The organism is Gillisia marina, from assembly GCF_000258765.1.
GTDB lineage: Bacteria > Bacteroidota > Bacteroidia > Flavobacteriales > Flavobacteriaceae > Gillisia > Gillisia marina.
In genome coordinates, this window is record NZ_AJLT01000019.1 from 161842 (window position 1) to 174046 (window position 12205).

At 36.8% G+C, this 12205-nt stretch carries 10 protein-coding genes and 2 pseudogenes; 4 read left to right on the plus strand and 8 right to left on the minus strand.

Annotated features, from left to right (window positions below; all coding sequences use genetic code 11):
- From ON07_RS05785 to ON07_RS14680, 7 genes and pseudogenes are all read right to left on the minus strand, one after another.
- Positions 1–1104, minus strand: coding sequence for an acyloxyacyl hydrolase (locus ON07_RS05785; RefSeq protein WP_010228933.1), 1104 nt, complete (start codon positions 1102–1104; stop codon positions 1–3).
- 44 nt (positions 1105–1148) lie between these two features.
- Positions 1149–1571 (minus strand): OsmC family protein, encoded by a 423-nt coding sequence (locus ON07_RS05790; RefSeq protein WP_010228935.1) that lies wholly within the window; start codon positions 1569–1571, stop codon positions 1149–1151.
- Positions 1568–2644 (minus strand): homoserine dehydrogenase family protein, encoded by a 1077-nt coding sequence (locus ON07_RS05795; RefSeq protein WP_010228936.1) that lies wholly within the window; start codon positions 2642–2644, stop codon positions 1568–1570. Before ON07_RS05795 ends, ON07_RS05790 begins: the two co-directional genes overlap by 4 nt.
- A gap of 490 nt (positions 2645–3134) precedes the next feature.
- Positions 3135–4226 (minus strand): homoserine dehydrogenase family protein, encoded by a 1092-nt coding sequence (locus tag ON07_RS16670; RefSeq protein WP_010228937.1) that lies wholly within the window; start codon positions 4224–4226, stop codon positions 3135–3137.
- A gap of 5 nt (positions 4227–4231) precedes the next feature.
- Positions 4232–4672, minus strand: a complete 441-nt coding sequence (locus ON07_RS17705; RefSeq protein WP_010228939.1) for an alpha/beta hydrolase family protein — start codon at positions 4670–4672, stop codon at positions 4232–4234.
- Positions 4669–5220 carry an alpha/beta fold hydrolase gene (locus ON07_RS17710; protein WP_010228943.1) on the minus strand — a complete coding sequence of 184 codons (552 nt, stop codon included), beginning with the start codon at positions 5218–5220 and terminating at the stop codon, positions 4669–4671. The genes ON07_RS17705 and ON07_RS17710 overlap by 4 nt, the downstream gene beginning before the upstream one ends.
- Positions 5221–5410: 190 nt before the next feature.
- A pseudogene (locus tag ON07_RS14680) lies at positions 5411–6702 on the minus strand (O-acetylhomoserine aminocarboxypropyltransferase/cysteine synthase family protein).
- A gap of 837 nt (positions 6703–7539) precedes the next feature.
- Here ON07_RS14680 and metK point away from each other — a divergent pair.
- The 4 genes and pseudogenes from metK to ON07_RS14685 all read left to right on the plus strand — a co-directional run bounded on the left by metK (position 7540) and on the right by ON07_RS14685 (position 11701).
- Positions 7540–8799, plus strand: coding sequence for a methionine adenosyltransferase (metK, locus tag ON07_RS05815; RefSeq protein WP_010228945.1), 1260 nt, complete (start codon positions 7540–7542; stop codon positions 8797–8799).
- Positions 8800–8936: 137 nt separating this feature from the next.
- Positions 8937–10301, plus strand: a complete 1365-nt coding sequence (locus ON07_RS05820; RefSeq protein WP_010228947.1) for an acyl-CoA dehydrogenase family protein — start codon at positions 8937–8939, stop codon at positions 10299–10301.
- Positions 10302–10313: 12 nt separating this feature from the next.
- The gene (locus ON07_RS05825) at positions 10314–11234 is read left to right on the plus strand and encodes a 2-hydroxyacid dehydrogenase (RefSeq protein WP_010228948.1); all 921 of its coding nucleotides are present in this window, start codon (positions 10314–10316) and stop codon (positions 11232–11234) included.
- An 11-nt stretch (positions 11235–11245) separates the two neighbouring features.
- A pseudogene (locus ON07_RS14685) lies at positions 11246–11701 on the plus strand (universal stress protein).
- On the opposite strand, the gene ON07_RS05835 reads toward ON07_RS14685, so the two are convergent.
- Positions 11698–12204, minus strand: a complete 507-nt coding sequence (locus ON07_RS05835; RefSeq protein WP_010228951.1) for a DinB family protein — start codon at positions 12202–12204, stop codon at positions 11698–11700. The pseudogene ON07_RS14685 and the gene ON07_RS05835 overlap by 4 nt on opposite strands.
- Position 12205 lies beyond the last annotated feature (1 nt).

A 12205-nucleotide genomic window follows, 5' to 3' on the forward strand; every position in this document is an offset into this window, starting at 1 on the left:
CTACAGTCTATATCCTATTGAAAATTCCACGGCTTCAGCATTCGCAGCATGAGATCTCACCGTTGCCGATGCCCACCAATGATCGCTTATCTTTCTTCTTAATCCTAATCTATTATACACTCGCTCCACATAATTATCATAAGGATAATACGCATAATACCCCACTTGAGTAACTAAAGACATCTTGTTGAAGGTTAACTGATGGCCAATAAAAACCCCAACTCTCTTAGAATCTTCGTCTCCTACAGTTTTACCCTGCGGAAATGCAACCGACTGGAAGTATATAAATTCCTCTAAAGCTTTCGAAAAGAACACCTCAGCGCCCGCTTGTAATGTGCTCTTTTTATTGATCACCTTATCTGCAAAACCTGTAATAGTTAAAAATGGGTATTGCTTAGAACCAATCACACCCGTGGTATTTACTCCACTTCGAAGGGCAAAATTATAATGAATAGGTTCTGTATACTTCTTCTCTTTTGGATCCTTTTCTGCATATTCCGGAATATTCTCATAATCCAGATGGTAGTTCAAACCTAAATTGAATGTGAACGTATTGGTGCTATTATTAGGCGATTTAAAGTCGGCATTGGAATAGTGAATTATGGAAACTCCAGCCTGTACACCCAAACCTTTATAAATATTCTGTTTGTGGTAGTTTGCCATTAAATAAGTAGAACTCAACAATCGCGAACCGTAAGCATTATTAATATAGTTGGTTTCAGCATTATAAGGATTAGTAGCATACGCCATTCCCTGCCCTATCCTAAACATCATATTCCTATTAAAAAAGTAGAAATTAAAATGGGCATATAAGGCATAATTCTTACCTAAATATTGATTATTCATATCCTGATAAGAAAATGAATATCCAAAATCCGGGTTGTTATACCTGCGTTCCCAAGCTTCCACCCCATAGGTTTTTCTATTAAAACTTAAAATAACTCCTGTAGGATGACCCGTAATTAAATGTGCAATATCCGGATTGTGCTCCAAGATTGAACCATAAAAATAGTTAGCATCGAAAGCGTAATACTTTTTGATCTCTTCTTGAGCATAAGTTGCTGTAGAACAAATTAAAAGTAGGGCGAGTAAACATTTTTTCATAAGGGGCAAATCTAATCTATTTACGATAAGAAGCTTCGTTTGGTTTAAGAGAGCAGCTTATTATTTAAATAAACCTCATAAGATATCTCTGCCGTTTTTTCCAACATTTTAGCAACCGAGCAATACTTATCTATAGAAAGGTCTACAGCGCGTTTCGCTTTCTCTTCAGAGAAATCTCCTTTCAAAAAAACTTTTAAATTAATACCCGTAAAGACATTTGGAATGGCACCATCTACACGTAAACCTTCCACCTCCATTTGAAGATCTTCCAATTCTATATGTTGTTTTTTCAAGATCATAACGATATCTATACCGCTACATCCGGCAATTCCCATAAGCAATAGCTCCATTGGGCTTGCGCCCTGAGGATTGGGCTCAGATTTGTTGTCTAGATAGACAATGTCTCCCCGTTCATTTTTCGTCTCAAAGTGGTAATTATCGTTAAGTCTCTTTAATTGGATCTTCATCTCGTAAATTTTTCGGCTAATTTAGTAATATCTGCCAGAACTCCTCTAGCGGCAACAATAGATCCTGCTCCAGCCCCTTGAATAATTATAGGATGTGCTCCATTGGATGCTGTAAAAATCTCAAAAGACGCGTCTGTATTTTTCAAACTGCCAATCGCAGAATTTTTATTTTCCTTTACTAATTTAACCTCTAGAGTTCCAGTTTGAACATCCAATTCCCCTATATGTCTTAGTACTTCTCCAGATTTCAACCCTTCTTTTAACTCATCGAACTCTATATTAAGATCTCTTAGGTTGTTCTTGAAATAAGTTACAGAGCTATATCTACTTAAATGCTTAGGCACCAAGTTTTCAATTTTTACATCTGACAGTTCTTTTTGTAGCTGAAGTTCCCTCGCAAGAATCAGCAGTTTTCCTGCTACATCCATTCCAGAAAGATCGATTCTAGGATCCCTTTCTGTAAGTCCCATAATTCCCGCTTCTGCCAAAAGCGAGTCGAACATTTTATCTTGTTGTGAAAATTCATTAAAAACATAGCTCATAGAACCAGAAAACACTCCTCTTACCTTCACAACTTTTTCTCCTGAAGCATGTAACCTCTGCAAAGTCTCTATAATAGGCAAGCCGGCACCTACATTGGTTTCATATAAAAATTGAGTCTTATATTTTTTTAAATCTCTTCTGAGCCTCTTATAAAAACTCGTGGAAGCCGTATTAGCCGATTTATTTGAAGCTACAATATCGAATCCGTTTTTTATGAAAGTAGGATAGTGTTTTATAAAATCCTCACTAGCCGTCGCATCCACAATAATTACATTCTTAAAGCCTTCCCTTTTAATATGGGTAAGGATCTCATCCATTTTATAAGTGAAACCGAAATACTTAAAATCTGTTTCCCAAGAAGGACGTACACACTTCTCTTCAAAAAATGTCGCAGTAGAGTTCGCTACGATGGGAATATTTAATTCTATTTTTGATTTTTTCTTAAGCATATCTCTTCCTTCCAAGATCTGATTGATCAAAGCGCTTCCAACATTTCCAACTCCGAAGAGTATGATATGAATCTTTTTCATAATCCGTATTTTAACTAATAATGGCAGTTTTCAAAAACTCCGCCAATGTGACTTTTATTGTAACATATTCTTTCCAAACCGTATACTTTAACTTAAGTTTTGGAAAGAAAAAATCCCTTTGGAAAAATTACCAGAGGGATCTTTAGAATTGAACTATAAACTAATTTAAAATCTAAAATTTCTGATAATTGCGGGTAGCGCGATACTTGCGAGTATAATCAAAACGATGTTTATTGTTAAACATGATAATTTGCTTACTCATTTCCATCTTAAGTTCCATTTTCTACTTTCAATTTATGATAACAAAAAAGCCGCTGCGGTGGCAGCGGCTTTTGTAATTCTTATATCTTAAGTTTTACGCAAATGCAGCCGCTGTAGGAGTTTCCCACATTAAGGTATACATATTACGAATCACTTTTTTCATTGTCTTATTTGAAAGGGCAAAGTTAACAATAGTCAAGCTTAGAAAACAAGATAATTTTAAAAAGATTTACTGTTTATTTTTATTCAAATTAAAAGTATTATTAGGTTGAAATTTTTCTGAAATCCTTAATATATCAGATAATACTCCTCTTGCAGTAACTGCAGCACCTGCACCGGCTCCTTGGATAACAATTGGTCTTTTTCCATAAGATTTTGTGTAAATTTCAAAAGAAGCATCAGCCTCCTGTAAACTACCAAAAGGGGAACTACTTTTTTCTGTTACCAATTTCACATCTAGTTTTCCGCTGGCCACATCCAACTCTCCAATATGCCTCAATACCTCATCTGCTCTTAATTTTGATCTTCGCTCTTCAAAACCCAGGTTTAAGTCAGCTTGGTTTTCAATAAAATGAGAAATTGAGCTTTTTCCATTTAGATGATTCGGAACCAGATTTTCTATGTTCACCTCAGAAAGTTCCTTTAAAATATTAATTTCTCTGGCAAGGATCAACAATTTTCTGCCAACGTCTTTTCCTGAAAGATCTATTCTTGGGTCCGGCTCTGTGAAACCTTTAATTCTTGCCTCTTCCAAAACTTCAGAAAATGCCTTATTATTACCAGAGAAAGAATTGAAAATATAACTTAAAGAGCCAGAGAAAATTCCTCTTATTTTTGTGATCTCCTCCCCCACTAAATGTAGCTCTTGTACTGTTTTTATCACCGGCAATCCGGCTCCAACATTCGTCTCATATAAGAATTGTTTATTGTACTTTTTTAATATAACTCTCAACTCCTTGTAAAAACTGTCAGATAATGTATTCGCTGTTTTATTTGCGGCAACTATATGAAATCCATTTCTTATTAATTCCTTGTAATTTTTTACAAAATTTTCGCTGGCGGTAGCATCTACGGCTATTAAATTAGTTAATTCCTGTTTTTTAACATGATCTATAATTTGAGACAATTTATAAGGATATCCATAGGTTTTAAAATCTGCCTCCCACGAATTCTTTATATTATCCTTGCTGTAAAATGCAATTTTAGAATTCACTAAAACAGCAATGTTGATCTCTACTTGTGAAGAAGTCAACATTTTGGATCGGGCTTCTAATATCTGATTTACCAAAGTACTTCCTACATTACCGACTCCGAAAAGCACTATGTTTATTTTTTTTCATTTTGTATGCTACTATGATTGAATATTGGATTTAAAATGGCTGTCACCTGAGCGTTTTCTATAAGAAAAGCATCATGCCCGTGTATAGATTTAATTTCATGAATATTAATATTTTCTTTTACAAGAGACAGGTTTACGTAGGTGTACCAATTTTCGCTAGGCGGAAACAACCCATCAGAATTAATTGTGATGATATGAATATCTCCTGTTATTTTTGAAGCTGCGCTTAAATAATCCCCACTACCCTGGCTGATATCTGAAGTAGAAAGCAAATGATTCATTAATTTATAAGCCGCTAATTGAAATCTGTTTTCCAGTTTTTTACCATGGTGCTCTAGCCAGCTTTCTATACTTCCGAACCCATTTTTATGGTTTTGGTTTGTGCCAAATTTTGAAACGAAAGATTCAGGACTTCTATAAATTGTCATTGCATGCATTCTGGCATCTGCAACAGGCTTATAGAATTATTTAAGATTTGATCCTGCACCTTACACTGCGCTATTATCCATTGAGTGGATTTGTAATCTGTTGCAACAGGAATAACATGTTGAAAGAGATCCGGATCTAAAACAGCCTGTTCCCATAACAAAGACCCGCCTACAGAACCGCCAATTCCGGCAAATATCTTCGAGATTCCTAGTTTTTTTATAGCTTCAGAATAGATTTTAGCAATGTCTCTAAGTGTAAATTCTTTATAGTTGAAAAGTAAATGAGACTCCTCTCCATCAAAACCGTTACCCGGAATATTAAATGCCAGAACGCTATAATTTTGAAGGTCTATGCTTTTATCTGCTCCAATTATTTTTTTCCACCAACCATTTTTTCCTGTGACTTCTGAATTTCCTGTAAGTGCATGATTTACCAATACTATGGGCGCAGTTCCTAATTCCCTGCCAAAAGTTTGATAGGTCAATTGGATATCCTGAACGATTCCTGCACTATTCTCAAAATCTGAGATCTTTATCTTTTGAAGCATTTCTAGCTATTTTTAAATTTTTTTAATATCAAGAACCTCGGGACAAGCATACGAGGCGTGAATGGGAAAACATTTTTTATATTCGAGGCAAGCCTTCGGGTAATTTAACCCTCAATGAGGGATGAAAAAGAACAATCGGAAATCACGCATGAGGATTTGTTCATCCCGATTGTCTTCATCCACAAACAACTTATTTTAAAACCCTTTTACCGATCTTGGAAAATGCTTGTTTAAGGTCATATTTTAGGTCTTCCAGATCCTCCAATCCTACAGAAAGCCTAATAAGATCCTTAGTAACTCCGGTAGCCTCCTGCTGCTCATCATTCAGTTGTTGATGAGTGGTACTTGCAGGGTGAATTATTAAGGATTTGGTATCTCCGATATTTGCGAGCAGTGAGAAAATAGTAGTTTCATCGGCTATTACCTTCCCAGCTTCAAAACCGCCTTCTACTCCAAAAGTCACAACCCCGCTTTGTCCTTTAGGTAGATACTGCTGGGCAAGATCATAATATTCACTGTTCTCAAGTCCCGGATAATTCACCCATTTAACCTGATCTTGTTCCTGTAACCATTTTGCCAGCGCCAAGGCATTTTCACTGTGTTTTTTGATCCTAATCTCTAAGGTTTCCAATCCCTGAATGATCTGAAAAGCATTAAAAGGCTTAATGCCGCGCCATGATCTCGCAAGCCTTCTATTCTTACTTTGGCGATAAAGGCGGCTTCCTTTAAAGCATCATGATAAACAAGACCATGATATCCTGCCGAAGGTTCTGTGAATTCAGGGAATTTCCCTTTCGCCCAATCAAATTTCCCGGCATCAATAATTACTCCTCCAAGAGAAGTTCCATTTCCATTGATGTATTTGGTAAGGGAATGAATTACGATATCTGCCCCATACTGTATTGGGTTTAACAGGGAAGGAGTTGCTACTGTATTATCTACAATTAAAGGAACCTTATGCGATTTTGCCTCTTTAGAAATTGCCTTGATGTCTAACACATCTAATTTTGGATTTCCAAGCGATTCGATAAAGAAGACCCTTGTATTTTCCTGCGCTGCTTTTTGAAAATTTTCCGGATTGGAAGGATCTACAAATGTGGTGGTGATCCCAAATCTTGGCAAGGTTACATTTAGAAGATTATAGGTACCTCCATAAAGACTATTAGAAGCCACGATATGATCTCCAGATTTGAGCAAGGTTAGCAAAGTGGTGTTGATAGCTGCCGTTCCAGATGCGGTTACTACCGCGGCAATTCCTCCTTCTAGTGCCGCTAAACGTTGCTCGAGAATATCGTTGGTTGGATTATTAAGCCTGGTATAAATAAATCCCGGCTCTGCCAGTGCAAATAGATTTGCAGCATGATCTGAATTTTTGAAAACATAGGAAGTGGTTTGATACAATGGAACGGCTCTGGTTCCTCCGTTGATTGTTACATCATGTCCTGCGTGCAGTGCGTTTGTCGCGAATTGTTGTGTGCTCATAATTTTTGTTTTTAAGGTTTAATTTGAAATTGAATGATCTTGATTTGATTTTGTTGAAATAAAAAATCCCTCTGGCTAGTTTGCCAGAGGGATTTAGGAATTGAACTATATAAAACTAATTTACATCCTGATTTTTTGGCAATAGCGGCTTCTAGCGTACATCATACACATTTGCATCATACTGCACATTATATTATTTATTGAGAAAAGTGTTTTCATTTTAGTTTGTTGAAGCCGAAAATTATTCAGCTTGTTTAAAATCCTTGTTGTTTTGACTTATATAAACAAAAAAAGCCGCTGCGGTTGGCAGCGGCTTTTGCAATTCTTATAGTTTAAGTTTTATGCAATAGTGAACGCTGCGGGTTTCCCCAACATCATCATACACATGTTACACATTACTTGATTCATCTTATTAAAAATCTATTCCACAAATTTAACGACAGAAACTTTTATAAAACAAATTTATTCTCACTTTATTTTGAAAAAATTTAATTAACTCCCTGAATATCAACTGTCACAGATTAAATATTTATTTTGCGCTAAGGATTGAGCACTTGTTTGAGCTCTCCCGATTTTTTTATCGGGAAGCGAGTTGCGAAAGCCTGCCGCGAGCCAGCCTGACCTTTCGGGAAGGCGTTTTGGCGAAGCGGAGCGCCCAACAAATACAAAAAACAAGTTAAAGAAGGAGGGCATTCAATCTAATTTTATACATTTGCGCTATTCGATTACAGGGATTGATTTGACTGATTGCTACCCTTACAAAAATGCTAAAGCAGTGTAAACTTCGCTAGCAATTCCCGTCAAAGAGTCTCTTACTTACTAATTAAAAAGACAAGAATGGCGTATTTATTTACTTCAGAGAGTGTTTCTGAAGGACACCCAGATAAAATAGCTGACCAAATCAGTGATACCTTACTAGACAATTTTTTAGCTTTTGATGAGAATTCCAAGGTGGCTTGTGAAACTCTTGTTACCACAGGACAAGTCGTACTTGCGGGAGAAGTTAAGAGCAATACCTATATAGATGTTCAAAACATCGCGCGAGAAGTGATTAATGATATTGGATATACCAAAGGAGCTTACAAATTTAGTGGCGATTCTTGTGGTGTTATTTCGTTGATCCATGAGCAATCTCAGGACATCAACCAAGGGGTAGATCGTGGAGAAAAGGAGGAACAAGGAGCAGGTGATCAAGGGATGATGTTTGGTTATGCAACTAAAGAGACCGAAAATTACATGCCTTTGGCGCTTGACATTTCTCACAAGATCTTAATTGAACTGGCAAAATTACGTCGAGAAGAAAAGGAGATCACTTATTTAAGACCCGATTCTAAAAGTCAGGTAACTATTGAATACAGCGACGAAAATGTGCCACAGCGCATAGAGGCGATCGTGATTTCTACACAGCATGATGATTTTAACGGAGACGATAAAACTATGTTGGATAAGATCAAGAAAGACATGCTGGAAATTTTAATTCCGCGTGTTATAAAGCAATTACCTAAATACGTTCAGGAATTGTTTAATGATGACATTACCTACCATATTAATCCAACCGGAAAGTTTGTAATTGGAGGCCCACATGGGGATTCCGGTCTTACTGGGAGGAAAATTATTGTAGATACATATGGTGGAAAAGGAGCTCACGGAGGCGGTGCTTTTTCCGGGAAAGATCCAAGTAAGGTAGATAGATCTGCGGCATATGCAGCAAGACATATCGCCAAAAATCTTGTGGCAGCAGGTGTTGCCGATGAAATCTTAATTCAGGTTTCCTATGCTATTGGGGTGGTTAAGCCAACATCCATCTCTGTAGATACTTATGGTTCTTCTAAGGTGAACCTTTCTAATGGAGAGATCGCTAAAAAAGTTGCGGAGATCTTTGATATGCGCCCTGCAAATATAGAAAGCAGATTGAAACTGAGAAATCCTATTTATAGAGAAACTGCAGCTTACGGACATATGGGGAAAGAACCAAAAACGATCACCAAGATCTTTGAAAGTCCTTATTCCGGAAAAATCACCCGCGAAGTGGAGCTTTTCACTTGGGAAAAATTAGATTATGTAGAACAAGTAAAAGAAGCTTTTGGACTAAATTAGTTCTTAGCTCACCATAATATTAGAAAAAAGACTGCTAGAAATAGCGGTCTTTTTTGTTTTCAATAATATCTTCTTAAAGCTTTAACAAAGTGTAGCCTTAGAAATACCTAATTTTAAAGTTCAACAAAACCTTACCTATGTCGTTCTTCGGAAAAGTAAAAAATACGATTAATCTTTTAAAGTCGGTAGATATGAATCAGCTGGCGAAAATTAGTGAAACTATAGATCTGCCTGAAGCAATGGATGCTTTGGGGAATTTGGATGAACGCCAGTTAAAAGGTCTCATGAAAATGTTGAAGACCAAAAAGAAAAAGGGGCAACATAATCTGCCTCCAATCGATGGTGACTTCTATAATTTGGATCTAAAATTAAGTCCGGAGCAAAGGGACCTGCAATTAAAAGTGCGGAATTTCATGGAGGATGAAGTGAAGCCTTTGGTAAATGATCATTGGAATAGAGCAAAATTTCCGTTTGAAGTCATAGAAAAATTCAAAAAACTGGATATCACCGGAATTCCTTATGAAGGTTATGGCTGCCCAAATTTGCCATTTTTAATGGAAGGAATTATCGCGCAGGAGATTGCCAGAGTAGATGTTTCTATTTCTACATTCTTTGGAGTACATAGTGGGCTGGCAATGGGATCTATCTATTTATGTGGAAGCGAAGAGCAAAAGCAGGAATGGTTGCCACAGATGCAAAAATTAGATAAAATTGGAGCTTTTGGGCTAACAGAACCTGAGGGAGGTTCCGGTGTTTCTCAGGGTATGGAAACCACTTGTAAATTCGATGGTGAAAACTGGATTTTGAACGGACAGAAAAAATGGATTGGAAATGCCACTTTTGCTGATGTTATTATTATCTGGGCAAGGGACGAAGATTCAAATCAGGTAAAAGGCTTTATAGTTAGAAAAGAAAATCCGGGATTCTTGGCAGAAAAGATGGAGGACAAAATGGCTTTGAGAATTGTTCAAAATGCTATTATCACCTTAACAGAATGTAAAATCCCGGAAAGTGATAGATTGCAAAAAGCTGATTCTTTTAGAGACACGGCGAAAGTATTAAAAATGACTCGTGCCGGTGTGGCTTGGCAAGCCGTGGGTTGTGCCCGTGGAGCTTATGAAAGCGCATTGAAATACACCAAAAAAAGAGAGCAATTTGGAAGACCTATTGCCTCGTATCAGTTAATTCAGAATCATTTAGTAGAAATGCTTTCTAATTTAACCGCAATGCAAACTATGGTTTTTAGACTTTCAGAATTACAAGATCAAGAACTTCTAACCGATGAACATGCATCATTAGCCAAAGTATATTGTAGCATGCGCATGAGAGATGTAGTAAGCAGAGCCCGAGAAGTATTAGGCGGAAATGGAATTTTGTTGGAATACGACGTGGCCAGATTTGTTGCAGATGCTGAAGCTATTTATAGTTATGAGGGAACTAAAGAAATAAACACACTTATTGTAGGGCGTGCCATTACCGGTTACAGCGCATTCGTGAATTAAAAAAATTATAAAATGTCAGTTTTATTGATATGTACAGGGAGAGATCCACAAGTTTGGGTTAATGCAATCAGGGAACAACAACCTGATATTAAACTTTACGTTTATCCTGAAGCCCATGACCCGCAGGAAATAAAATATGCAGTAACTTGGAAACATCCAAAAGGAGTATTTAATAAATATCCCAATTTAGAAGTAATTGCTTCTATAGGTGCTGGTGTAGACCACATTATTAGCGATCCGGAAATTCCAAAAAACACACTTATTACACGCATTATAGATGAGCAGCTCACTAGAGATATGAGCACTTTCATATTATCTTTAGTATTGGATAAAATGAGAAATATCTCAGTTCATCACGGTAAAAAAACATGGAATCCACTCCCCTATCAAACTTTAAATGATGAAAAAATTGGTATCATGGGGCTTGGTGTTCTTGGAAAAGCTGCAGCCCAAACCTTGTCCAGTAATGGGTTTAAAGTTGCAGGTTGGTCCAAATCAAGAAAGCAAATTGAAGGAGTAAGCACCTATCATGGAGAAAGAGGTTTACAGGATTTCTTAAAGAGCACTAGTATCTTGATCTGTTTGTTGCCGCTAACTTCAGAAACTGAATGCATCCTAAAAAAAGAATTGTTTGAACAACTTCCAAAAGGTGCCTACCTAATAAATGTTGCTCGTGGGGAGCATTTGGTAGAGCATGATCTTTTAGAAATGCTTGACAAAGGACAGCTATCAGGAGCCAGTCTGGATGTTTTTAGAACAGAACCTTTACCTGAAGAACATCCTTTTTGGAAACATCCGAAGGTTCATATCACCCCACATATCGCCAGTGTTACAGACCCTAAGAAAGTGGTATTTCAGCTTATGGAAAATTACAAACGAATGCTGCAAAGAAAACCGCTTATGAATATTGTAGAGTTGAAAAAAGAATATTAAAAATTATAGAGATGATACAGGGATTTAAAAACATCTTGGTAGCGGTAGATTTTAACGATGCCGTAGGAAAAATTCTAGGTTATGCGGAAGCACTAGCCTTACAGTTCGATTCTAAAGTTTGGGTGGTACACGTTGCAGATCCAGATCCGGATTTTGTTGGATACGAACCCGGACCACAATATATTAGAGATTTTAGAGCAGAGGAATTAAGGGAGGAACATAAAAAAATTGCAGAATATGACCAATATGTTTCTAGATAAAAAAAATAGAATCTGCTGCACTCCTAATTCAAGGTTCAACTGTAGAAACAGTTTTAAATGAAGCTAAAAAAATTACGTGCAGACCTCCTGATAGTTGGAAATCATAAACATAGTTTTTTGCATAATTTATTATCGGAAAGTGTTTCACTGGAATTATTAAAAAATGGAAACATTCCGTTGCTAACAATTCCTATAGACGAAGACTAACTGGAAGCTTTTACCACACTTACCGTAACCAAAAGCTGCCCAATGTGGCGTTGGGTGTGTTCTGCAGCATGAAAGAGAATACCTATCACCGTACTCGGCATTTGTTTTCTACCAACACCTCTAAATTCGGTTAAAGTAGAGGGTAAAACTTTTTCTAATAGTGCTATTGCTTCCATTACTTTATCTTCAAAATTCTTCACAAGATTTTCTGAAATAATACTGCTGTTTGCAATCCCTTCATTCTTAAAATACAAAAACTGTTCTTCGCTTAACTTTTCATTTTTAGCATAGGTAAGCAACCTATCCAAAACTCCAAATAAATGTTGCAAATGAAACCCTACCGAAGCTCTTTCTGCAGGTTTTTCCCATAATATTTCATCTGGAAAATCCTTCATATAGCTCCTCAGTTCTTCTTTAGATTGCATTAGCGAATGTGCCACCGGCTGAAGAATATCTGGTATATTTTCTATTTTACCGCGCAACCAGTATTCGGGCTGTATCATT